Consider the following 24596-nt stretch of genomic DNA (forward strand, 5'->3'; position numbering starts at 1 on the left):
GAGCTAGACTCTTAAGCCATCTTGATCCCGTCAAGGTGGCTTTTACATTGCAGTCTTGCGGTTGCGAAGAAGGCCTGTAAATAACGTTTGTCTTTTTCTGAGTTGCGCGTTGCTGCAAATAAACGTCGCCAGAGTCCTTTACCAAAAGGTTTGCTGGTGATAAGTCCTTGGCGAGAAAATTCAGAAATTGCCCAGTTTGGTAGTGCCGCTACGCCTAATCCTGCTGATACCATTTGTACTAACATCAACGTATTGTCGGCTTGCTTCCATTTGGCTGGCTCTACGCCCGCAGGTTGTAAGAAGTGTTTAACCACATCCAATCTTTGCTTTTGAACAGGGTAGGAAAGCATCGTTTGATCGATAAGATCTTGCGGTTCAATGACGTCCTTGTCGGCCAAAGGATGGCGGGTGGATGTGATCAAACGCATTTCGAAATCGAATAAAGGCTCGTAGTGGACTTCTGAGCGTGGTTGAATGTCGGAAGTGATGACCAAGTCGAGCTCGCCAGCTAACAAAGCAGCAAGGGGCTCGAAACCAAAGCCGGATGAAAAATCTAAGGTCACACTTGGCCAAGCCAGTTGATACTCTCTTAATGCTGGCATCAACCACTGGAAACAAGAGTGGCATTCAATCGCCATATGCAGCCGACCGTTCACATCCTCTTTCAGGCTTGCTAATTCATTTTCTGCTTTCGCTAGCTTCGGTAAGATCTCTTCCGCGAGGCGTAATAGTATTTCGCCCTCAGAGGTAAATTTGACTGGTCGAGTCTTCCTAAGAAAGAGTTGTCCGCCAATGCGAGATTCCAGATCTTTGATTTGGTGAGACAGCGCTGATTGCGTCAAGTGCAAGGCGGTGGCGGTAGCGGTCAAAGAACCGGTATCCCTAAGCGAAGTCAGTGTCCGTAAATGTTTTAGCTCTATCATGAATTCCTTTCATCCTTTGTGGTTCGCCATGAACAACTCTAACTTAACGATAAAAGGTGGATATGTAAACGTCTAGACGTCCACTGTCTTAGCCTAATTGCGAGTGAGATCGGGCAGTATGAATTTTTTTAATAAACGAGTTGAATAAATGGACATTGTCCAAACCGTGTTTAAGAGAGATAGTTTAGCCATCCAGACGCCTTTTTAAATAGAGAAAGGTGCTCTGACCAAACATACTGAATAAGGAATAAGGAATAGGGACATGGCGACAACAACGCACATACTAGGTTATCCACGCATTGGTGAAAAACGAGAGCTTAAATTTGCCCAGGAGAAATACTGGCGTGGTGAAATTGATCAGGCTGAATTAAAGAAAGTAGGGGCGGATCTGCGTGCTAAAAACTGGCAGAAGCAAACGGATGCAGGGTTAAGCTTTACCACCGCAGGTGACTTCGCTTGGTACGATCATGTACTCACCACAACGTTGCTTTTAGGCCACGTGCCAAAGCGTCACGCAGATGGTTTCCCTGATCTTGATACTTTATTTAAGGTTGGTCGCGGCCAATCCCAAACCGGTTGCGGCTGTGCAGGTGCCGCTGCGTCTGATATGACTAAATGGTTCAATACTAACTACCACTATATCGTGCCAGAGTTCAGTAAAGACGATGTGTTCGAAGTCAGTTGGCCTCAGTTGTTTGAGGAAGTGAACGAGGCGGTAAAGGCCGGGCACAAAGTTAAACCAGTTTTGCTTGGCCCATTAAGTTACCTATATTTGGGTAAAGAAACCGAAGAAGGTTTTGACCGTTTAACCTTGCTACCGCGATTGTTAACCGCATATCAAGCGATTTTGGCTAAATTGGCAAATCAAGGAGTTGAGTGGGTTCAAATTGATGAGCCAATCTTGGCTCTTGAACTTGAGAGCGAGTGGGCGGACGCTTTTAAGTTGGCTTACCAAGTGATTCGTAGCGATGTGAAAGTGCTGCTCACCACGTACTTCGATGCGGTGACCGACACTCTAGACAAGATTGTTGATCTTGCTGTCGATGGCCTACATGTTGACCTATCTTCAGCGCCCGATCAGCTAGACGAAGTGGTGGCTAAACTACCTAAAAATTGGGTGTTATCTGCTGGAGTCATCAATGGTCGCAACGTTTGGCGTTCTGATCTAAGTGCACAACTTGCGCGCTTACAGCCAGTAAAAGACAAGTTAGGTGATAAACTTTGGCTGGCAAGCTCATGTTCTTTACTGCACAGTCCAGTAGACTTAGAGCTTGAAACGGCACTGAGCGAAGAAGTGAAGAGTTGGTTTGCCTTCGCAAAACAGAAAGTGACAGAAGTGGCCTTACTTGGTAAAGCACTAGATGGTGATCAAGGTGCCATTCTGGCTTGTGATGCTTACAGTCAGCCAATTAAAGCGCGTCAGACGGCAACGCATGTGAACAAGCCTCAAGTACAAGCGCGTCTAAACAGTATCACGGCATCACTTTCAGAGCGCAATGCTCCGTATGCTGAGCGTGCCGCACATCAAGCTGAAGTATTAGGTTTGCCATTGCTGCCGACAACGACCATTGGTTCTTTCCCACAAACCGGAGAAATCCGAGTTCAGCGTAGTGCTTATCGCTCTGGCCAACTTTCTGAATCTGATTACATTGATGCTCTCAAAGGACACATCGCAGATGCAGTGAAACGTCAAGAAGCGCTTGATCTGGATGTACTGGTACACGGCGAAGCTGAGCGTAATGACATGGTCGAATACTTTGCAGAAAACTTAGCTGGTTTCCAAACGACGAAATTTGGTTGGGTACAAAGCTACGGCTCTCGCTGTGTTAAACCTGCTATTGTGGTTGCTGATATTGAACGCGAAAAGCCAATAACAGTTAAATGGTCGACCTACGCCCAGTCTCTGACCAGCAAGCAAATGAAAGGCATGCTCACAGGTCCAGTGACGATTCTGTGCTGGACATTCCCACGTGAAGACGTCACTCGTCAAAAAATTGCTCAACAATTGGCATTGGCGCTACGTGACGAAGTGTCTGATTTACAAGATGCGGGTATCAATATAATCCAGATTGATGAACCAGCCATTCGTGAAGGTCTACCACTCAAAAAACGCGATCACAAAGCATACCTACAGTGGGCAGTGGATGCGTTTAAGATCTCGGCTGCAAGTGCTCAACCAGAAACACAAATTCATACCCATATGTGTTACAGCGAATTTAATGAGATCATTGACTCTGTGGCAGCATTAGACGCAGATGTGATCACGATTGAAACTTCGCGATCGAATATGGAACTACTGAAAGCATTCGAAGCGTTTAACTACCCGAATGCAATTGGTCCTGGTGTGTACGATATTCATTCACCCAATATTCCGACGGAAGAATGGATTGAAGGATTACTTAAAAAAGCGGCAGAAAAGATCCCGGCTCAGCGTCTTTGGGTTAACCCAGATTGTGGGTTAAAAACGCGTAACTGGGCAGAAACGGAAGCGGCGTTAGCAAACTTGGTATCAGCCGCTAAAAAGTTACGTACTGAGCTGGCGTAACCGAGAATGGCGAAGACGAAAAAGCGGAGAATGATATCTCCGCTTTTGAATTTTGGCGACAGGTGGTTGGTCACATTATCTAGCCTTCACCGTTGATTATTTGTGTCCTAGTAAAAGCGAATGGCGGCGATTATTTGAGCTGAGCACAGGTTTGCCCTGACACTAACTCATCCGCCATTAATTGACCGCGAGAGTTACGAACTTTAATCCGATACATCAAGCCCATATCAATTTGTTTACGAATCTCTGGGGCGCTGCAATAAGTATAGATACTGGTATTAAGTACTTGGTCTAGTGGTTTGGCGCCTAACGCACCGTCGTTATAAATCATCATCATCTCTACAACATTCTTGTTAGAAGAGACTCTCATGATTTGCAATGGGCCATACTTCAGCGGTAATCCAGCAGACAGCACCCCCGCTCGGTTTGATGCCATAAGCTCTAACTGGCGTTGAACATCATTGTTCGATGAACAGCCAATGAGCGCGGCACAAACGAGGAAAAGACACAGTAATTTTTTCATAAATTAAAACACTTTTTTGAACGGTTTTACGATCACATGGTCGTAAACACCTACCGCAACGTAAGGATCGGCTTCTGCCCATGCTTGGGCATCTTCTAAAGAAGTAAACTCAGCGATGACAGTCGAACCAGTAAACCCAGCTTCTCCAGGATTATCAGAATCGATCGCTGGCATTGGACCAGCAGTTAGCAGGCGTCCTTCATCTTGCAGTTTTTGCAAACGCTGTAAGTGTTGAGGGCGAACGCTCATGCGTTTTTCCAACGAGTTCTCGACGTCCTGAGAAAAGGTGACATACCACATAGCATAGTTCCTTAATTAATAGGGTAACGTGTTAATTTAACGACTTTTTTGTGTCTCTCACAAGTGAACAGTGGCAAATGTGAGGTTCTCTTTGGTCAATAAAGTTGCGAAAAGATTAATTCTGAACCGGGCGTGGTTTACCTTCACTGTCGATGGCTACGTAGTTGAACGTGGCATCGCATACCATGAATCTATCGCCAACACCTTGTTCTTTAACTGGCTTTACCCATACCTCCAGATCAACGCTCATGGATGTGCGACCAATCTTGGTACACTCGCCGTAACAGCAAACCACATCGCCCACACCAACCGGTTTTTTAAAGGTAATACTCGAAACGGATACGGTAACGACACGACCAGAAGAAATTTCTTTTGCTAGAATTGCACCAGCTAAGTCAAGCTGAGACATTATCCAACCACCAAAAATATCGCCATTAGCATTGGTGTCAGCGGGCATTGCAAGGGTACGAAGGAGTAGCTGACCTTTCGGAGAGTTAAATTCTTGACTCATAGTGACATCCTAAATCTTAGAGGGCGCTCAAATAAAGCGCCAATACGGTTTGTACCTAAATAACCACATATACTGGAGTTGCGAGAGTGGTCTGTGAAAGCATTAATATACAGACCCCTGCATTATGTATTATCCGTTTTATTGGTACGTTGAACAAAACAGCGACCTTCGGGTCGCTGTTTTTAGTAAATTGGCGCAGATTATAGCAAAACTGAGTTTTTAATCATCTATCGACACATCGGATGGGTTGTCTTTTTGTGCTTTTGGCATGTGCTTATAAATGTAAAAGCCAGTCGCAATCATGTAGGCGAACGTGGCGATCAGTAAGCCAAATACTTTGAAGTTAACCCACACGTCTAGTGGCAGCTTATACGCTACATAAATGTTCAAGCCTGCGCAGAATGAGAAAAAGCCCACCCATGCCCAAGTAATGCGCGTCCATATTCGTTCGGGAAGGGTGATTTCTTTACCAAGCATACCTTTTATCGCTGATTTCCCCATCGAGTGGCTGACAGCTAAGCCAATCGCAAACACAGCGTAAACCAGCGTCACCTTCCATTTGATGAAGTTGTCATCGTGCAGAAAGATGGTCATACCGCCAAAGATAGCCACCATAGCAAATGTGATTAGCTGCATCTTTTCAACTTTTTTATACAGTACAAATGTCAACACAACTTGAATTGCGGTTGCGGCAATAAGTGCGCCAGTTGCAATGTAGATGTCATACATCTTGAACAGAGCAAAGAAGACAATGAGTGGAATAAAATCAAGGATCTGCTTCATAATGGCAAAATTACCTAGTTATTGAGTTGCTGACAGTCTAGCGGAATTTAACACAATGTGAATACTTCGAAACCATTGGATAAAAGCGGTCGTGATATGGGCGATAGCTTATGCTTAGCACGCGTTTGGGTTTATTTTATATAGTGGCGTAATACAAAGCATAGACAAAAAAGCCGCTCGTAATGAGCGGCTTGCGTGTTTTGATTAGCGCTTAAGCTTCTTGCTTTTTAAGCTCAACCTCGGCAGCTTCCTCTTCAACCATAGCATCAACAATGACCGCACAGGCCGCATCACCAGTGATGTTGAGCGCAGTACGAATCATGTCGAAAATACGATCAAGTGCAAACAGTAGTGGAAGGCCTTCGATTGGGATACCTGCCGCCAGTAGTACCGCCACGACTAAGAAAGAAGGACCAGGAACACCTGCTTGACCAACCGCACCTAATGTAGAAGTAATGATGATCGCAATGTAAGCGCCCATACCTAGGTCGATATTAAATAGCTGTGCAAAGAAAATAGCGACTAAACCGTAGTAGATTGCATTACCCGACATATTGATGGTCGCACCCAGAGGCAGAACAAATGACGCTGTTGAATTTTTCACGCCGAGCTCTTTCTCACAAGTGTCCATTGTCACAGGTAATGTTGCCATCGAAGAGGCAGTTGAAAGTGCAACCGCTTGTGGTTTCTTCATTGAAGAGAGGAATTTCTTCGCTGAAGTTTTGGTAAACACGTGAACCATTGCTGGGTAAACAATAAAGCCAAAGATCAGGATTGCTGCGATATAAACAACGAACAGTTTGAACACAACCATCAGCGCGCCAAAACCAAACGTACCCACTGCTTCTGCCATCAAACCAAATACGCCTAGCGGTGCAATGATCATAACCTTGTTGATCATCCAAACCATTGCATCGACGATGCAGTTAACACCATTGATAATTGGCTCACGTCGCTCTTTTGTTTGCTTGGAAATCGCAATACCAAAGAACATACAGAAAACAAGAATTTGCAGGATGTTCGCTTCATTTAGTGATTGAAAAACGTTGGTTGGGATCATACCAGTGATGGTGGCCCAAAAAGTAGGTAGTTCACCTTTTGAAGCGTATTCTGCAGAGAACATGCCTTCAACGCCGGAAACGTCGATGCCCATGCCCGGTTGGAATACTTCACCCATGAATAGCGCAAGTGCAACGGCTAAGGCGGAGGTTAAACCAAAATAACCTAAAGTGACTAAGCCAACTTTACCAGCTGACTGGCTGTTACCAAGGCCTGCTGCACCTGAAATCAAAGCGACAGCAACCAAAGGGATAACCAGCATTTTGATTAAACTAATAAAGATAGCGCCTAAAGGAGCAAATACAGTCGCATCATGACCCATAGCAGCACCAACGGCTGTGCCCACAATCATGGCGATAACGACTTGTACGCCAATGTTATTTAGTAAACCCTTTTCTTTTAACACTTACATAACCTCCGTGCTAATAAAATGTAAAATCCTAAAATTACCCACTACCCAATAATTGTTTTGTGGATAATTATCTCGTCTTGCTTTGTACACTTTTCATTTACAATTGGCAATATGCAGCAGGGCGTTATTGATGAATTAATCGATGCTTTATTGATTGGTGCTAATTTTTTGCTCAATAGCAATCGTTTGCTATTGATTTTTAATATTAGTTTTACTGTTGATTATTCTTTTGGGTGATAATGTGCTTTTGTGAAAAAACACATTAATGGGCATGGAGCGTTCAACCTGAATTCTATGAACTAGCACGATAAATTTGATCGATATTTGTAATAATGAGCTTATGGGCTCGCATTTTTCTGATTTGGCTAGATGAAATGTTAATCACTTTACATTCTGAGCGCTTGGCCAATTGTAAGCGTTATGTTAACGGGTGATTTGAAAGGTGCTGGCATTGAATGGCGATGATAGTGGAATGGGTCATTGAGTTGAAAAAACGCCCACTCACGTTAATTAAGCAGGCGTTTGGTGTTTTATTACATCAAGAATTTTTACTTCTGTGTGGCTGCTTTCATCATGGAAATAAACCCAGCCAGTTTGTCTAACATGATGTGAGGCTGATCAATATTTTTTTCAATGATCTTAACGACAGCGGAACCTGAGATGACACCTGCAGCGCCTGATTCTAATGCTTGTTTCACTTGGGCTGGCTCTGAAATACCAAAGCCGAGTAATGCAGGGGGGGCATTGTATTGGTTCAGCTTCACCAGTAGATGATCAACCGGCATGTTTGCTTTTGTCTCTGTACCTGTAACACCGGCACGAGAAAGTAGGTAAGTGTAACCCCCACCCAGTTCAGAAACTTGTTTTAGTGTTTCGTCACTGGCGGTAGGTGGTGCAATGAAGATAGGGTGAATCCCAAACTTCTGCGCGGCGGCAACAAACTCTGCACTTTCATTGGTTGGTACGTCTGCAATCAGAATGGAATCAATGCCAACTTCTGCACAACGTTCGTAGAAGTGCTCGATGCCACGTGAGTAAACCAAGTTGGCATACATCAATAGACCAATTGGGAGTTCTGGGTATTTTGCGCGAATCTTTCCGATCTGTTCAAAACAAATCTCGGGCGTGGCTCCGGTGTCCAGAGCGCGAATGTTTGCCCCTTGGATTGTTGGACCGTCTGCCAGTGGATCAGAGAATGGGATACCGAGCTCTAGTGCGTCAGCGCCAGACTCAACTAATGTTTCCATGATCTTGTAAGATTGCTCTGCGTTTGGATCGCCGACGGTAACGAATGGTACGAATGCCCCTTGGTTTTTTTCGTTTAGGCGCGCAAACATCTTCTCATAACGACTCATTGGATGACTCCTTTTTCTTCTAAGATGGCGTGTACAGTGAAGATGTCTTTATCACCACGTCCAGAGAGATTAACGACCAATAGCTGTTCTTTTTCTGGGTTCTCACGTGCCATGTGTAATGCATGTGCTAGCGCGTGAGCCGATTCAAGTGCAGGGATAATGCCTTCGTTACGTGCAATTTCTTGGAACGCTTCTAGAGCTTCATCGTCTGTCACGTTATCATATTCCGCGCGACCAATAGCGAGTAAGTGCGCGTGCTGAGGGCCTACAGATGGGAAGTCTAGGCCTGCTGACACAGAGTAAGACTCTTCAACTTGTCCATTGGGATCTTGCATCAACGGTGATTTCATACCAAAAAAGATCCCCGTTTTACCGTGCTTGAGTGGTGCGCCGTGTTGGTCGGTGTCAATGCCTTTACCTGCAGGCTCAACCCCAATTAGACGAACGTTTTCCTCTTCGATAAAGTCAGCGAACATACCAATAGCGTTTGAGCCACCACCCACACACGCGATAACAGCATCAGGAAGACGACCTTCACGAGCCAGGATTTGGTTCTTGGTTTCTTCACCAATCATGCGCTGGAATTCTCGAACAATGGTTGGGAATGGATGAGGGCCAGCTGCCGTACCCAGTAGGTAGTGCGTATCTTCATAAGTGGCAGACCAGTCACGTAGAGCCTCATTACATGCGTCTTTCAGTGTTGCAGATCCTGAGTGAACAGGAATGACTTCGGCGCCCATTAGCTTCATACGGAACACGTTCGGGCTTTGACGTTCGACGTCTTTTGCGCCCATGTAAACACGACACTTAAGCCCAAGCAGGGCACATGCAAGCGCCGTGGCCACGCCGTGTTGACCCGCTCCCGTTTCTGCGATGATTTCATTTTTACCCATGCGTTTTGCTAATAGGGCTTGGCCCAGCACTTGGTTGGTTTTGTGCGCACCGCCATGAAGGAGATCTTCGCGCTTGAGGTACAGCTTGGTTTTCGTACCTTTTGTTAGGTTGCGAGTCAGAGTTAAAGCGGTTGGGCGACCTGCATACTCTTGAAGAAGTGTCATAAATTCGCTGCGAAATTCAGGGTCTTCCTGTGCATCGATAAATGCTTGTTCTAGTTGATCCAGTGCTGGCACTAGTATTTGCGGAACGTATTGACCGCCGTATTCGCCAAAGTAGGCATTCAATTTTGCCATGGTGATACTCCTTCTCGTAATTTTTAGTAGTTGCGAATGGCATTAAATGCGGTTTGCAACTTCTGTGAATCTTTTTTACCTGGTGCACTTTCAACACCAGAGTTTAAATCTAACCCCAAGCACCCTAATGCCGCTGCTTGGCGCACATTCTCTGGTGACAACCCTCCTGCCAGCATGATTTGGCTGGGATCGCCGATCAGTGACCAATCGAACATTTGACCTGTTCCACCTGTTTGGTTACCTACTTGGGCATCTAAAAGGTGACGATTGATGTGGTCAGCAAGCAGTGCTGGTTTTGCATCAGTGACGCCGTAAGCTTTCCAGATCTCAACGCCTGCTGGTAGTTCCACTTTAAGTTGGTTTACGTAAGTTTGGTCTTCTTGACCGTGCAGTTGTACCGCTTTTAAACCTAGTGAGGTAACCACAGAAGCAACAAAGTCGATGTCATGATTTTGGAATACCCCGACGTAATGGAGAGGCGCGCCACTCATGGTTAGGCGTGCGCTTTCAAGGTCAACAGCCCGTTTGGATTTTTCAACGAAAATCAACCCACCAAATACGGCGCCTGCTTGGTACGCTTTGGCGGCATCATCAGGGTGAGTTAGGCCACACACCTTGTTTTCACCTAGTGTCACTTTACGTATCGCAAGCTCTAGGTTCTCTTCCGCCATCAGGGAACTGCCAATCAAAAAGCCATCGGCGTATGCCGCTAAATCACGAACTTGTTGGTGGGTGTAGATACCGGACTCCGAAATGACAGTCGCCTCTGGTGCAAGCTTGCGAATAGTCGGTGCCAGTTCTTTGGTTCGGTTCAAATCGGTACTGAGATCACGCAGGTTACGGTTGTTGATGCCGATCACTTGAGCGCCCAATTTAACCGCGCGGTTTAGTTCTTCTCGGTTGCTGATCTCGGTTAGGATGCCCATGTTCAGACTATGGGCTGCTTCTTCTAAAGCTTGGTATTCTTGGTCGTTAAGTACGGAAAGCATCAGTAAGACGGCATCGGCACCGTAATGACGAGCGAGGTATACTTGGTAAGTATCGACCATAAAGTCTTTACACAATACAGGTTGTTTTACCTGTTTGCGTACTTGTGGCAGAAAGTCGAAGCTACCTTGGAAGTATTTTTCATCAGTTAAAACAGAAATCGCGTCTGCGTGGTGATTATAAATTGAAGCGATGTAGTCCAAGTCGAAGTGCTCACGAATTAACCCCTTTGACGGGGACGCCTTTTTACACTCGGTAATGAACACGGTTTTTTCGCCACTCAGCGCATCGTAAAAGCTGCGGTCAGATGGGAGCAAGTCCGACTGAAAAGTACTCAAATGTTGTGAGGCTTTACGTTCTGCGACCCATTTGTATTTATCTCGCACAATTTTGGCAAGCACTTCCGCCATTTCAGCTTCTTTTTTCGAGACGTGTTCGGATAAGTTGCCAACTTGTTGAGTGTTGAGAGCAGTCATCTTCATCAATTCCTTAGGCGTGTGCGGCAAGTCGGAGTAATAATTGGTAAGCCTTACCAGAATTCATCGCCTCTAGCGCTTGTTGCGTGTTGGCTTTCAAATCCTCGTGGCCGAATAAACGCATTAATAATGCAACGTTCACCGCTACCGCGCCCAATTGTGCGTTGGTGCCTTTACCTGTCAGAATGTTGGTGATGATGGCTTTATTTTCTTCAGGGTCACCACCTTTAATCGCTTCCAGCGGGTGCGCATCTAAACCAAAATCTTTTGGCATTAGCGTGTATTCGGTGATCTTGCCGTCTTTGATTTCGGCGACGGTCGTTGCGCCGTGAATTGCAACTTCGTCCAACCCACTACCATGCACGACAGCGGCGCGCTTCATACCCATTTGTAGCATGGTTTCTGCAATAGGACGAACCAGTTCTTCACTGTAAACGCCCATTAACTCGAGATTGGGGCGAGCAGGGTTTATCAATGGACCAAGAATGTTAAAGATAGTGCGTGTCTTCATGGTTTGACGTACAGGCATCGCATGACGAACCCCCCCGTGGTATTGAGGAGCGAATAGGAATGCGACCCCAATATCATCGACGGCTTTACGAGTATCTTCAGCGGTCATTGCTAGGTTAATACCAAATGAGTCGAGAAGATCAGAAGACCCCGACTTGCTTGAAACACTGCGGTTACCGTGTTTGGCGATTTTTAGACCACACGCAGCGGCGACAAATGCCGCAGTGGTTGAAATGTTAATGGTGTCATGACCATCGCCTCCGGTGCCGACGATGTCAGCGAAATCGTAGTCTGGACGTGGGAATGGATTTGCGTTTGCCAGCAGCGCTTTTGCTGCGCCTGCGATTTCATCTGGTGTTTCGCCTTTGATTTTTAATGCGGTTAGAACGGATGCCATCAAAATAGGATCTAGCTCACCACGAATGATAACGTCGAACAATTGTTGACTTTCTTCTTGAGTCAGTGACTCTTGTTCGTATAATTTATTGATAATTGATTCCATAATGCCTCTGCCCATTTCCCTATGTGTTGTCATTCTCTAGTGCCCATTCGATAGCATTCGCTAACAAGGTAGCGCCGTACGTTGTCATAATTGACTCTGGATGAAACTGGAACCCACATACTTTATCTTCTTCATGCACAACCGACATGGTTAGACCATCGACTTCAGCGGTAACCGTTAAGCTATCTGGGATGTGCGTTGCCACCAAAGAGTGGTAACGGGCTATTGCGAGTGGTGATGGCAAATTAGCGTAAGTCGCATGGGTTTGGTGTTCCATCATAGAGACCTTTCCGTGGATAATTTCGCCAGCGCCAGTCACGATGCCACCGTACGCTTCAACAATCGCTTGGTGACCAAGACAAATACCGATCATTGGAACTTTGCCTTTCATGCGTTGAATAAGCTCTGGCATTGAGCCTGCTTCTGACGGTGATCCAGGGCCGGGCGATAACAGAACCACAGGGTTTTCAAGCTCCTTCACCGCTTGCTCGATGGTTTCTGCTGGGATGTTGTTTCGGTAAATTTTGACTGAGTGACCTAGCGAGCGGAACTGATCCACAAGGTTGTAGGTGAACGAGTCAAAATTATCGATGAATATGATGTTGGCCATGTCTGTCTGCTACTCCTTGTTCGTGTCAGGTAAAGAGTGTGCCGCTTGAATAGCAGAGATTACCGCCTGAGCTTTACCACGCGTTTCGTCCGCTTCGGATTGCGGGTCGGAATCAAACACCACACCAGCACCGGCTTGAACTTGTGCTATGCCGTTTTCAACATAAGCAGAGCGAATGACGATACAAGTATCGAGTGTTCCTTCACCTGTTAAGTAGCCTACAGCGCCGCCGTAGCTGCCTCGACGCGCGCCTTCAACGTCACGAATCAACTGCATTGCACGAATCTTAGGCGCCCCCGTTAATGTGCCCATATTCATGCAAGCTTGGTAAGCGTGTAGTGCGTCCAAGTCTTCACGAAGTTGACCAACCACACGAGACACCAAGTGCATCACATGGCTGTAACGATCGACTTTTAATAAGTCGGCCACGTGACGAGTACCAGCCTGTGCAATACGAGCCACATCGTTGCGTGCGAGGTCAACCAGCATCATATGTTCTGCGTTTTCTTTTTTGTCGCTACGTAGCTCCAGTTCAATACGGCTATCTAGGTCAAAGTCAATGTCACCATTTGGGCGTTTACCACGATGGCGTGTCCCCGCGATGGGGTAAACCTCAACTTGGTTGGTCTCGGTTTCGTACTTCAATGCACTTTCTGGTGAGGCCCCAAATAAAGTGAATAGCTCATCTTGCATGTAAAACATGTAAGGGCTTGGGTTGCTCTGTTTTAGTTCTTTGTAAGCGGCGAGTGGAGAAGGGCAAGCTAGCGTGAATCGGCGAGAAGGCACCACTTGGAAAATATCGCCTTTCACTACGTACTCTTTTAGTTGACGAACGATCTGACAAAAGTTTTGGTCAGTAACACTTGGTTGTACCGCAATATTGGTTAATTCACGTGCGCTTGGAAGGTACTTTGGGGACGTACATTGTGAACGGATGGCGGCAATGCGATTTTCTAAGGTTGTTTTCTGTGAATCATCGACGAAGAGAGTGGCTTGCAGTTGGCAAGATTGCTTTTGATGGTCAACCACCAACAAGGTTTCCGCCACATAGAAAACGTAATCTGGACATTGATTGGTTGTTTCTGCATTACCAAGCGGTTCAAAGTTCGCCACTAAGTCATACGCGAACAAGCCACCAAGGAAGAGTGCGTGTTTGCCGTGATCTGAAATATCAAAGCTGTGTTGGACTAAGCGAAGCGCATCAAACGAAGAGGCTTCACGTAGACGAGAGTCTTCATCAAGGGTATCGCCTGGCTGAGGGAATGTGAGTGTGAGTGTTTCGCCATCAAATTCATTCGCAATTTCATGGCGCACGTTGTGGTTCAGGTGTGTCAGTAAATTTTTGCCGTTATCGGTGAGGGCGTGCATGGTGACGTTATGACCGTAACAAACAATACGGACAGCAGAGTCGACGATTAAAAGGGATTTTAAATTCCGTTTTGAATCGATTTCAGCAGACTCTAAAAGCAAGCTATCTGTCTTGTTCTCACAAATGGTATGGAATAAGCGCGTTGGGTCTTGAGTATAAGGAACAGAAGCGTTTAACACTTCTATGTGTCCAAGTTTTTTAATTTCTATGGCCTTGTTCACAAGACCTCCTTGTTGCTGTTTAAATCTTCCTAAAATACATAGTCGCATAAAGCAAACGTTCTCCCAATCAAGAGTTATCCTTATCCGTAAATCTTAAGGCAGTGAAATGTGAGTAGAGCGACAAAATAAAAAAGCCCGCTGAAGTAGCGGGCTTTGTAACGTTTGTTTCTTTAAATTAGAAGTATACGTTTGCCCACCAAGAACTTGTCCAAATGCGCCACCAAGCAAGTTCTGATGAACTTGTCTTATCCAGACAAATCGTAACTTTCGCTTTTTGGTTTTGGTTAAATTCTTGTAACATGGTAAACCTTAAATGATGCACTTCGTATTTGTGTACTAGTTAACTAGTGCGGGAGTGAAAAGTCAACCCCAAAACAGCTTTAAAACGACAAAAATATGAGAATTGATTTACATAGCCACACCACAGCCTCGGATGGTCGGTTTGATCCTAAAGACCTGGTAGATAGGGCGCTGAGTTTTGATATCGAGTTTTTGGCGATCACAGATCACGATACGGTTGACGGATTAGCGTTGGCTAAGCAGCACGTGAAGGACAATAACTTGCCAATTAAAATTATTAATGGCATTGAGATATCAACGGTCTGGCAGAATAAAGATATTCATATCGTCGGTTTGAATATTGATCCTAAAAATTCAGCTTTGGTTACGCTAATAGAACAGCAGCAACAGCATCGTATTAAGAGAGCTGAGCTGATTGCAGAACGTTTGCAAAAGGTGACACGTGAAGGTGTTTTAGAAGAAGTGCAGAAAATTGCGGGCGATGCGCCAATTACGCGTGCGCATTTTGCCAAATGGTTGGTAGACAATGGTTATGCGAAAACCATGCAAATGGTCTTTAAAAAGTATTTAACGCGTAATAATCCGGGGTATGTGCCGCCTAATTGGTGCACGATGGAAGAGGCGGTCGACGCCATTCATAAGGCTGGAGGTCTGGCTACATTAGCGCATCCTGGCAGATATAAGTTGACAGCGAAGTGGATTAAGCGTCTTCTCGATGCGTTTGTAGAAGCTAATGGTGATGCGATGGAAGTAGCGCAGCCGCAGCAAGCGCAACAAGAAAGGCGAAACTTGGCTGATTATGCTATACAATACAATCTATTAGCGTCTCAAGGCAGTGATTTCCACTATCCATCACCTTGGATGGAGTTAGGAAGAAACCTCTGGTTGCCTGCAGGCGTAGAACCAGTTTGGAAAGATTGGGGTATTGATCCTTCGCTGGCTATTGCTCAGTAAAACGACTTCAATCTCCAAATAAGAATATAGAGTCGAGAGGCTCGATAATGAGGAATTACAATGAGCCAGTTTTTTTACGTTCACCCAGAAAACCCACAGGCTCGCTTGATTAATCAAGCAGTAGCAATCATTCGCAACGGCGGTGTCGTGGTTTACCCTACGGACTCAGGATACGCACTTGGCTGTCAGTTGGAGAACAAACAGGCGCTAGAACGTATTTGTCAAATCCGTCGTTTGAATGACAAACATAACTTCACCTTGTTGTGTCGTGATTTATCGGAGATTTCTCTGTACGCGCGTGTGGATAATATTGCATTCCGGCTACTGAAAAATAATACGCCGGGTCCATACACTTTTATCTTTAAAGGGACGAAAGAAGTCCCTCGTCGTTTGATGAACGCCAAGCGTAAGACGATCGGCATTCGTGTGCCTGATAATCAAATCGCGCTGGATCTTTTAGAAGCGCTAGGCGAACCCATGATGTCTACGTCGTTGATTCTCCCTGGTAGTGACGTAACGGAATCAGATCCAGAAGAGATTCGCGATAAACTTGAGTATGCGGTTGATGTGATTCTTAGTGGTGGCTACCTTGGCGAGCAACCAACAACCGTTATCGATTTTAGCGACGGTGAGCCTGTTGTGGTTCGTCTGGGTTCTGGTGACCCCAGCCCTTTTGAATAAGCGATAAGAAAGAGAAGAAAAAGGAGGCTATGTGCCTCCTTTTTTGCGTTTGAGGTGCTAAGGTTTTTTCAAGTCTTAACCAACTCAATTAAAATCAAAACGAAAATATAGATATTTTTTATTTCATTTTAACTGGTTTAGTGAGTAAGCAAAGGACGGTTGATCGGTTGAGATCTAAAGTCGCAGAGAACGGCGATTTTATACGTAGATTTGGCTTGGTAAATAGCGTGGATTTCGTTTACATTAAGCAAGAAAGTTACGTATAATGCCTGACCCAAAATCCCACGAGGTGGGTAATTAGCAAAATACAGACCACTCTTGGTCTAGACGTCTGTGAAGACGACACATAGGTAGATAAATGAGCGAAAAGTTACAAAAAGTATTAGCACGTGCTGGTCACGGTTCTCGTCGTGAGATTGAATCGTTAATTAAATCTGGTCGCGTAAGCGTGAACGGTGTAGTGGCTAAACTTGGTGAAAGACTTGAAGATGAGAGCAGCGTGATTCGTATCGATGGTCACATTGTATCTGCAAAGATACAAGAAGAAGTGATCTGTCGTGTCCTGGCGTACTACAAGCCGGAAGGTGAGTTGTGTACTCGTCACGATCCAGAAGGCCGTCGTACAGTTTTTGATCGCCTGCCAAAGATTCGTGGTTCTCGTTGGATTTCTGTTGGTCGTCTGGATGCGAATACTTCTGGTTTATTGCTTTTCACTACAGATGGTGAACTGGCAAACCGCCTAATGCATCCAAGCCGCCAAGTTGAGCGTGAATACCTAGTGCGAGTGTTCGGTGAAGTAACTGAACAAAAAGTTCGTAATCTAGTAAAAGGTGTCGAACTGGAAGACGGTGTAGCTCGCTTCGAAGATGTTGTGTATGCAGGTGGTGAGGGTATGAACCACACTTTCTACGTAGTGATCAACGAAGGCCGTAACCGCGAGGTGCGTCGACTATGGGAATCACAAGAGTGTACTGTAAGTCGTCTAAAGCGTGTACGTTATGGTGATATTTTCCTTGATAAGAAATTGCCTCGTGGTGGTTGGATGGAACTTGATCTGAAAGAAGTAAACTACCTGCGTGAGCTTGTAGAGCTTCGCCCAGAGAAAGAGACCATGCTTGACCTTAGCAAAGACAATACGTCTCGTAAGCGTGAACGTGCACGTAGTCAAAAAATCCGTCGTGCAGTTAAGCGCCACGAAGAACGTGTGAACACGCCTAAGGGCCGTAGTAATAATCCTGCTCGCCGCAAGCCAAAGAACAACGCTGGTGTAACAGGCGCACGTAACAAACATCGTTAATTGATAGTGAAAAATAAAGATTAGAAAGGCTTGCCCAGTGGCAGGCCTTTTTCTTATCTATTGTTAGGTATAAGAACAGAATGCCAAGCGAGATACAAAGAGCAGGCGCTTCCAATAGATAAAAAAACACCAGCGCGAGGCTGGTGCTGTTATTCACGGCAAAGGGAATGTTAATCGCGTTTCCAAAGAATATGGCAGAATTTATGCTCTGGGTCTCGGCTGATTAGCATACGAGCAAATACGTCATCAAGTACGTCACTTTCCTCGTTTACTAAGCCAATTCGTACTTCTGCATACTCTTTTCTGTCGATCTCGAAGCCGATATGCTCCACCCAGTCTTCGCCTGTTTCAACAAGCTCTGCGGCACCACGATCTTCAAATTGCGCAGTAAACAGAATTACATCAGCAGGCTCTAAATTATCAGGGGCCATTTCAAGGAAAATGTCGTACGCGGCGTCGATGGCATCGTCGTAAGAAATTAAATCAGGCATGCTTATGCTCGGCTCATGTATTTACGTTCAGTCGTGTTGATCACCACACGGTCACCCGTTGCGATGTATTCAGGGACTTGAACCACAAGGCCAGAAGCGAAATGGGCTGGCTTGGTACGGGCAGATGCTGATGCCCCTTTGATTGATGGGTCCGTTTCTTCAATCACTAATTCAACTGAAGCAGGAAGTTCTAAACCAACGGCAGAACCGTTAATTAAAACCACATGGGTACCTTGGGTGTCTTCGTTGATGAACAGTAGGTCATCTTCAATTTCGTTATGTTTGAAGGTGTATTGAGAGTAATCTTCGTTGTCCATGAAGATATGCTCGTCGCCATCAGCGTAAGAGTACATAACAGCACGCTTGTTCATTTCTACTGTCTCAACAACGTCATCTGACTTGTAGCGTTCATCTACGCGTGCGCCTGTGTTGAGATCTGCACAACGCATTTTATAGATCTTAGCGCCGCCACGACCACCAGGAGTCGTTACTTCGATGTCTTTGACTAGCAGCGTTTTACCATTCGACTCGATGGCGAAGCCTTTTTTGATTTCACTTGCCTTTGGCATTGTATATTCCTATTCATACTTATTAAGCAAAACTCGCTGATTATAGCGCTAAGTTAACCACCTAGCATTAAAATTTATCGTAGAAAGTTGCCCTCACTCCCATCATTAAACGCATCATTGGGCTTGATTCAGACCCTATGGTGGGAGAACATATTACGCATCGTCTTTTTATAACCTGAGATCACGTTTTCACTCATGTCCCTGCCCGTTATTGACCCAAAGCAGCCTTTTCAATCAGAATTTTCTCCTTTAATCAGAGAAGCCATTACTTGCCTTAAAGGTGGGCTTGGGCGAAATCTGCATAGTGTCTATGTTTATGGCAGTGTCGCGAGAAAAACAGCCGTTGCAGGAAAATCGAATTTAGATTTAGTCGTCGTGACCAAGTCGTTATTTGAAACTGACCGAGTAACTTTGTTCAATACGATTAAGTGGCGTGCGCAGCAAAGTCACCCTCAAGTCAACGGTGTAGCCATTCGTACAGCATTGGTTAGCGAAGTCGCCAATCTGGATAGTATCTTTACGTGGGGGTTCATGCTCAAACATTGTTGTGTTTGTGTATACGGTGATGATTTAGCCGATTGTTTTGGTGATTATGTCCCGAGCTGGGAAATCGCCAAGCATTGGAATATGGATATAGAAGATTGGGTTATTGTCTATCGAAAGAAAATTGCCCAAGCAAAGACAGCAGAAGAGCAAGGGATAGCTCAGGCAGTGATTGCGAAAAAATTATTGAGGGCATCTTACTCATTGGTTATGTATTGAGATAAACGCTGGTTTGACGATCCTATTCAGTGTGGTGAGGTCTTTTTGACTTATCATCCTGAAAAGCAACTAGAGATAGAGCGGTTAGGGATTTTGCTATCTGGCCGCGCGATCCCTAAACGTTCTGTTATTGGTTTAATCGACGCGTTTGGTGGTTGGCTGGTCAAGCAATATCAGAAAACTGAATTTCGCATCGGTTAAAACAAACCCATTTGCGGTGCTGAAAGCCGATCAAAATTGGTTCCGATAAAGGGTAAAATTGCATCAGCCACAGGTTTTAACTGTTTATCAATGTAATGTTGATAATCAATAGGACTGTTGAGGTACTCGTAAGGCTCAGGACCGTTTATTGTGATGATATATTCGATTTTGCCTCGATTTTGATATTGTAGCGGGCGCCCCAGTTTGGTGTTTATTTCATCGGCTAAACGTGCCGCGCGAACTTGCGGTGGGATATTCTTTTGGTACTCATGCAGCTTTCGGCGTAGACGTTTTTGATAGACTAATTGTTCGTCAAACTCACCGTGGTTGGTCTTTTCAACGATCTCACGAACATAGTTACTTGGGTCTTCACCGTGGAAAACCATATTGTAAAGTGTGTTTTGAAACTTTTGTGCTAATGACGTCCAGTCGGTCCGTGCGCTTTCAAGCCCTTTAAAGATAATGCGCTCATGTGCTCCTTCGCCTATTAATCCAGCATAGCGCTTTTTAGAACCGGTTTCTGCACCACGAATGGTTGGCATAAGAAATTTACGGTAATGAGTCTCGTATTCGATTTCCAACATTGAAGTGAGGTTGTATTCCTCGCGTAGATGTTCATTCCACCAAGTATTGATGTACTCAATGAGTTGGTGTCCGACTTGATCTGCGTCTGCTTGACTGTAGGCACCATTTAAAGAAACGAAGGTGGAATCTGTATCGCCGTAAATCACTTGATAGCCTTGATCTTCGATCAGTACTTTGGTTTGCTTCATGATTTCATGTCCGCGCATTGTGATGCTGGATGCGAGGCGAGTATCGAAAAAACGACACCCTGATGAGCCTAATACACCATAAAACGAATTCATGATGATCTTAATAGCTTGAGAAAATGCTTTTTCGTTGTTCTGCTTGGCTACATCACGCGCAGCCCAAAGTTTTTCGATCATTTCAGGTAAGAAGTGCTTAGTTCGGTGAAATTGCCCACCGCGAAAACCCGGTACGGCTTGATACTCTTCTTTGCCAATTTCTAGTTGTAAGCCTTCAATGAGGCCCATTGGATCAATCAAGAATGAACGAATGATAGAAGGGTATAGACTCTTAAAGTCCAACACTAATACGGAGTCATACAGGTTCGGTATTGAGTCCATTACGTAGCCACCAGGACTAGCTATCCAGTTTTCTGGCTGTAAGTTGGGAGCAACGTACCCAGCACGATGAATCTGCGGTAAATACAAGTTAGTGAACGCGGCGACAGAGCCACCGATGCGGTCAAGTTCAACCCCAGTCAGGCGAGAGCGTTCAATCGCAAAATCGAGTAGGTGAGTGTGGTCGAAGATCTTATTCACCAATACACAATCTTGCAGGTTGTATTTGGCAAGAGAAGGCTTATCCGAACGGTACATGCGATTGATCTCATCCATACGGTCATGCACATTGTGAATTTGTTTGCCTTCACCTAAAAGTTCTTGAGAAACCGACTCAAGCGACCAAGAGCGAAAGTGATAGGTTGCCGTCTTCAGTGTGTCGATGCCGTCCATCACTACTCGCCCGGGAATAGAAATAAAACCTTGCTGGCTTTGAGCAGAACTACGGAAAAAACTCGCTTGGTCGGCTCTTCCTAACATGAGCTTCATACTATGCCATTCTGCGCGTTTATGAAGCAGACGGAAGTCGAAGTCAATGACGTTCCAACCGATAATGACATCTGGATCAAATCGTTTAAACCAGACGATTAACGCTTCGAGCAAAGCTTTCTCATTTTTAACCCATTGTATCGCAGTGTCTGCAGGTTCTGGTTTTCCGACCATAATGACCCGTGAATCCATAGGGCTGTCCAATCCGATAGAGTAAAGGATGCCTTTCTCAGAGCACTCCAAATCGAGAGAAACCACATGCAAAGAAGGAATATACTTACCCTGACGACATTGCGTTTGTGTCACTTTGGTGTGATTCGACTTGGTTTGAAATTGACCGGTAAACTCAATGCTGCCTTTTATAAATCGTTCCATTAAGAAGCGATCTGCGAGCTTGATGTCAGTTTCTAGAGTCAGTATGTTTTCTTTGGCTAAGAGATTGGAAAGCGTGTGAGATTCTTTAATCGTGTGACAGTAGCAAGCACTCAGAAGAGTCAGGTCAAAACTCGCGAGCGCTAAAGGCTTGAGTTCTACTTGGATATTGCTGTCGTTAGCGATGGATTCAACTTGAGTCTGTTTATCTTGTTCGATAAAAAAGACAGGCTTTTCTTCCTGTATCATTAAATTTGCGGGTCCATTCTCTGTGGAAACCCAAAGATCAATTTGAGTTTTTCCTGAAAAGTCCCGAGCTTGACGGGTTAGTAAAAAACCTTGCTGAACTGTCAACGACACACTTCCTATAGAACTAAAAAAGGCTACGTCGTGTAGCCTTTTACTTAATAGAGGATATTAGCAAAAACTCAGTAGTAAAAGTATCCGGCGAGGCTTGCTGAGGTATTTTCTCGAGACCAATGTTGATATTCGAGTTCGCCACGAATCGCCCAATTTCGACTAAGAGTCCAGTTCCAGCTGGCAGTCACTTTCGCATTTTGATCCGTATGTGAATCCAACAGGTGCAAATATTGACCTTGAATGCCGATGCGATGATTGATGCTAGCCTGCCATAGGATGCCTGTCTCGACGCCTGCACCGAGAGTAAAGTCATAATTCGTTAACTCACCTCCACTTATTTCGCCAGAGATGAGAGTGTATAAGTGGAGTTTGTCGGATTGCCCCCACGCTTTACCAGCCCCACCTTGCGCAAACCACCGTCCAGCGAGCTTGTTCTTATCAGGCATGCGATCGAAACCGCTGCGGATATTCCAAGCCAAACTGTCAAAAACTTTGTTACCTGGTGCTAAAGCCATCGCATCCAACACATGTAGCTTTTCTAACCTTGAATTTGCATTTTGGTCAATGCTAAAAGCCGTGTCTAGAAAGCTAATCTTTGCACCTGGAATAAAGCCAGCTTGCGAGTCGAGTAAGTCATGGTAAGCGGCGCGCCATTGAAAGTTCACGCGATTGCTGGTGATGTCATTATATTGATAAGTTAAACCAGCACGAGCAGAAGCGTGCCCTTTTTCAGGTGAAACATTTGGAGCAAGGACGGGAGAAAATGGCGAGTCTGTTTTAATTCGACTGCGTTGGTAGAGAAGTTGAGTAAGCTGTCTGGCGGTAGGATCTCGTTCAAGCCCTTCATCATAGAGTTCATAATTGAGCCACTCATAGGCAAATTCTAAAATTGCAGCGCGCTCTTCAGCGGTAAACTTTGTTTCACTAGGATACTCGCCTTGCTTGGCTTTGATAGCCGCCTCAAACAGCTTTTCATCGATTTCATTTAATTGGTGGAGTAAGCGAGTTCCAAAAGCAGCGCGGTATTTAGGTTCATCTAAAAGGCCATTGTTCGCAAGTGTTTCGACCGTATCTGATGGGATTGCATGACCTGGAAAGTCATCGACAAGGGAAAGATCATCTCGTGCAAGCTCCAAAAGAGCAAGCAACTGATAAGAGCAGTTTTCATCAATAAAGTAGTAATCAAATTCGGCTTTTTGCATTTCCCAGAGATGTAATAGAACTCGATTAACTTCGTCTTCAGACAAGTTGAGTTTGTACTCCCATATGTCACGAGACTCAATATCGTTGTATTCACGTACTTTGCGATAATATGGCATCACGGTAAATCGCCCAGGGTAACTACCTGTTAAGCCTTTCAGGGCATAAAGTGCAGCGTTGTCATCGGTTTGAGGCTCGGCCGCAAAGTTCACTGCAAAAGCAACCAGTTCTTTATGTCGTGTTTGATCTTTAGCATCTACCCTCAGTAGGGTATGGCCAAACATTGAAGATGGGTTATTCATAAATGCAGTAGGAAAGACTAACGTCATGCCCGCAGGGTTTAGCACTGCTTTCCAGTCTTCCATCTTTGGACAGTTTAAGACGGCCGAGCGTCCTTGTTGCTTTTCTAGCCATGTAAAGCGAGCAGGGTAGTGACAACGCATTTCAGCTTGAGTCGCTTCATCTGCGTGATAAAAAGCGTTAAATGATGCGACTAACTCAGCTTTTGGATTGGTTTTTCCTTCGTCAGAGAGGAAAAAATCTGGCGAGTCGACAGTACTTTTGTAGTGGCTGAGTGTTGCTGGAAGATAATGGCCTAATTTTAGCCAGTACGAGGTTTGTGCAAGCTGTTGAAAATCTAAGCTGTTAGCTTGTACAGACAAGGATGGTAAAAGTACGCTTGATGAAATGAGCAGAAAGCGTGTGCAAAAAGAGAGCTTCATTGAATACCGCAAAAAATTGACATTAAAAAAGTGCCCAAACGGGCACTTTTCTTTTATAACGGAACAAGCGCTTAGATAGTGTAAGTCGCTAGTGCGTTGTTTTCCGCAACCAGATTGTTTAGGTTAGCGAATACTTCTTGTGAAGTCACATTCTCAGACTTGAATACTTTCGCAAAGTTTTCTTGAGCCATTTGATTGAATGCTGCTTTGTCAGCTTTTTGGATGCCCCAAACTTCAGAAAGAGTAGCAAGAGTTTCTCCTTCACCTTTCGCAATATCACGAGCTAGGTTGTCCATGTTGCCATCGATAAATAACGCTAGTTTTTGAGCTGATGTGATTGTGCCATTACCGTCACAACCTAAAGTGCCGAAAGTAATACCAAATGTTTGGTTACCAGACGTACCGTTAGTCGTTGCTCCCAATACCTTAAACACTTTGCCTGATTTTCCATCGAAAACCATAGTACCTAAACCACAACCGATGTCTGAATCCGCTAACGCAACGTTAGAAAGAGGAAGAGTTGCTAGTGCTGCCACTGCTAATAGCTTTTTCATTATATTTTCCTGATATTTAAGAAGTTATATCCAATTTTTGATTGCAATATAATTGCGGCGGTGATTTTAATGAAACGATTTGCATTTGCAAATGTTATTTCATTGGATGTGTTAATTTGGTTTATATATGAGAGACCAGTTCCTATACAAACCTTCAAAACAGTAACTTATTGATAATATTGTTAAATATCGATTGGGCGTTGTGACAAGTTTTAAGCGACAC

22 protein-coding genes, 1 pseudogene and 1 other annotated feature are annotated in these 24596 nt (G+C 44.9%); of the genes and pseudogenes, 5 read left to right on the forward strand and 18 right to left on the reverse strand.

All coding sequences use genetic code 11. From position 1 onward, the window contains the following. Window positions 1-11 precede the first annotated feature (11 nt). Window positions 12-923 carry a LysR substrate-binding domain-containing protein gene (locus AC3D28_RS02985; protein ID WP_488535489.1) on the reverse strand — a complete coding sequence of 304 codons (912 nt, stop codon included), beginning with the start codon at window positions 921-923 and terminating at the stop codon, window positions 12-14. 262 nt (window positions 924-1185) lie between these two features. Between AC3D28_RS02985 and metE the strand changes: the two genes are divergently transcribed. Beyond that, window positions 1186-3468: a 5-methyltetrahydropteroyltriglutamate--homocysteine S-methyltransferase gene (gene metE, locus AC3D28_RS02990; protein ID WP_488535490.1), complete on the forward strand. Its 2283-nt coding sequence runs from the start codon at window positions 1186-1188 to the stop codon at window positions 3466-3468. A 130-nt stretch (window positions 3469-3598) separates the two neighbouring features. On the opposite strand, the gene AC3D28_RS02995 is transcribed toward metE, so the two are convergent. From AC3D28_RS02995 to trpL2, 12 genes are all read right to left on the reverse strand, one after another. Next, a complete protein-coding gene (locus tag AC3D28_RS02995; protein ID WP_488535491.1) occupies window positions 3599-3991 on the reverse strand; it encodes a GspS/AspS pilotin family protein in 393 nt (130 codons plus the stop codon). A gap of 3 nt (window positions 3992-3994) precedes the next feature. Continuing rightward, window positions 3995-4291, reverse strand: a complete 297-nt coding sequence (locus AC3D28_RS03000) for a YciI family protein (RefSeq protein ID WP_488535492.1) — start codon at window positions 4289-4291, stop codon at window positions 3995-3997. Between the two features lie 115 nt (window positions 4292-4406). Then, on the reverse strand, window positions 4407-4802 hold the full coding sequence (gene yciA / locus AC3D28_RS03005; protein WP_098415963.1) for an acyl-CoA thioester hydrolase YciA: 396 nt from the start codon (window positions 4800-4802) through the stop codon (window positions 4407-4409). A gap of 219 nt (window positions 4803-5021) precedes the next feature. Then, complete coding sequence (locus AC3D28_RS03010; protein ID WP_488535493.1) at window positions 5022-5585, reverse strand: septation protein A; 564 nt, start codon at window positions 5583-5585, stop codon at window positions 5022-5024. Between the two features lie 211 nt (window positions 5586-5796). Next, the gene (locus AC3D28_RS03015) at window positions 5797-7050 is read right to left on the reverse strand and encodes a dicarboxylate/amino acid:cation symporter (protein WP_488535494.1); all 1254 of its coding nucleotides are present in this window, start codon (window positions 7048-7050) and stop codon (window positions 5797-5799) included. A gap of 554 nt (window positions 7051-7604) precedes the next feature. Next, window positions 7605-8411, reverse strand: coding sequence for a tryptophan synthase subunit alpha (gene trpA, locus AC3D28_RS03020; RefSeq protein WP_488535495.1), 807 nt, complete (start codon window positions 8409-8411; stop codon window positions 7605-7607). Next, window positions 8408-9601, reverse strand: a complete 1194-nt coding sequence (gene trpB, locus AC3D28_RS03025; RefSeq protein ID WP_488535496.1) for a tryptophan synthase subunit beta — start codon at window positions 9599-9601, stop codon at window positions 8408-8410. The genes trpA and trpB overlap by 4 nt, the downstream gene beginning before the upstream one ends. Window positions 9602-9624: 23 nt before the next feature. Next, window positions 9625-11064, reverse strand: coding sequence for a bifunctional indole-3-glycerol-phosphate synthase TrpC/phosphoribosylanthranilate isomerase TrpF (gene trpCF, locus AC3D28_RS03030; protein ID WP_488535497.1), 1440 nt, complete (start codon window positions 11062-11064; stop codon window positions 9625-9627). A 13-nt stretch (window positions 11065-11077) separates the two neighbouring features. Further along, a complete protein-coding gene (gene trpD / locus AC3D28_RS03035; RefSeq protein ID WP_098415958.1) occupies window positions 11078-12076 on the reverse strand; it encodes an anthranilate phosphoribosyltransferase in 999 nt (332 codons plus the stop codon). Between the two features lie 19 nt (window positions 12077-12095). Next, complete coding sequence (locus AC3D28_RS03040) at window positions 12096-12686, reverse strand: aminodeoxychorismate/anthranilate synthase component II (RefSeq protein WP_488535498.1); 591 nt, start codon at window positions 12684-12686, stop codon at window positions 12096-12098. 9 nt (window positions 12687-12695) lie between these two features. Next, window positions 12696-14276: an anthranilate synthase component 1 gene (locus tag AC3D28_RS03045; RefSeq protein WP_488535499.1), complete on the reverse strand. Its 1581-nt coding sequence runs from the start codon at window positions 14274-14276 to the stop codon at window positions 12696-12698. A 125-nt stretch (window positions 14277-14401) separates the two neighbouring features. Beyond that, window positions 14402-14505, reverse strand: a sequence feature (Trp leader region). Then, complete coding sequence (gene trpL2 / locus AC3D28_RS03050) at window positions 14452-14577, reverse strand: tryptophan operon leader peptide (RefSeq protein WP_098415955.1); 126 nt, start codon at window positions 14575-14577, stop codon at window positions 14452-14454. (Overlaps the previous feature by 54 nt.) Before the next feature lie 95 nt (window positions 14578-14672). Here trpL2 and rnm point away from each other — a divergent pair, with 95 nt between their 5' ends. From rnm to rluB, 3 genes are all read left to right on the forward strand, one after another. After that, window positions 14673-15530: an RNase RNM gene (gene rnm, locus AC3D28_RS03055; RefSeq protein WP_488535500.1), complete on the forward strand. Its 858-nt coding sequence runs from the start codon at window positions 14673-14675 to the stop codon at window positions 15528-15530. A gap of 60 nt (window positions 15531-15590) precedes the next feature. After that, window positions 15591-16211: an L-threonylcarbamoyladenylate synthase gene (locus tag AC3D28_RS03060; protein ID WP_098415953.1), complete on the forward strand. Its 621-nt coding sequence runs from the start codon at window positions 15591-15593 to the stop codon at window positions 16209-16211. Window positions 16212-16569: 358 nt separating this feature from the next. Next, window positions 16570-17508, forward strand: coding sequence for a 23S rRNA pseudouridine(2605) synthase RluB (gene rluB / locus AC3D28_RS03065; RefSeq protein WP_098415952.1), 939 nt, complete (start codon window positions 16570-16572; stop codon window positions 17506-17508). Window positions 17509-17678: 170 nt separating this feature from the next. On the opposite strand, the gene AC3D28_RS03070 is transcribed toward rluB, so the two are convergent. Together AC3D28_RS03070 and efpL are read right to left on the reverse strand one after the other, a co-directional pair. Then, on the reverse strand, window positions 17679-17999 hold the full coding sequence (locus AC3D28_RS03070) for an HI1450 family dsDNA-mimic protein (RefSeq protein ID WP_488535501.1): 321 nt from the start codon (window positions 17997-17999) through the stop codon (window positions 17679-17681). A gap of 2 nt (window positions 18000-18001) precedes the next feature. Continuing rightward, complete coding sequence (efpL, locus tag AC3D28_RS03075) at window positions 18002-18568, reverse strand: elongation factor P-like protein EfpL (protein ID WP_488535502.1); 567 nt, start codon at window positions 18566-18568, stop codon at window positions 18002-18004. Window positions 18569-18763: 195 nt separating this feature from the next. On the opposite strand from efpL, the pseudogene AC3D28_RS03080 reads away from it, so the two are divergent. Further along, window positions 18764-19531: pseudogene (locus tag AC3D28_RS03080) on the forward strand (nucleotidyltransferase domain-containing protein). Here the strand turns inward: AC3D28_RS03080 and AC3D28_RS03085 are convergent. The 3 genes from AC3D28_RS03085 to AC3D28_RS03095 all read right to left on the reverse strand — a co-directional run bounded on the left by AC3D28_RS03085 (window position 19528) and on the right by AC3D28_RS03095 (window position 24373). Further along, on the reverse strand, window positions 19528-21891 hold the full coding sequence (locus tag AC3D28_RS03085) for a DNA polymerase II (RefSeq protein ID WP_488535503.1): 2364 nt from the start codon (window positions 21889-21891) through the stop codon (window positions 19528-19530). The pseudogene AC3D28_RS03080 and the gene AC3D28_RS03085 overlap by 4 nt on opposite strands. 74 nt (window positions 21892-21965) lie before the next feature. Further along, window positions 21966-23819, reverse strand: coding sequence for an Lnb N-terminal periplasmic domain-containing protein (locus tag AC3D28_RS03090; protein ID WP_488535504.1), 1854 nt, complete (start codon window positions 23817-23819; stop codon window positions 21966-21968). Window positions 23820-23890: 71 nt separating this feature from the next. Continuing rightward, window positions 23891-24373, reverse strand: a complete 483-nt coding sequence (locus tag AC3D28_RS03095; protein ID WP_488535505.1) for a DUF3015 domain-containing protein — start codon at window positions 24371-24373, stop codon at window positions 23891-23893. Window positions 24374-24596 lie beyond the last annotated feature (223 nt).

Source organism: Vibrio sp. TAP-3B (assembly GCF_057784735.1).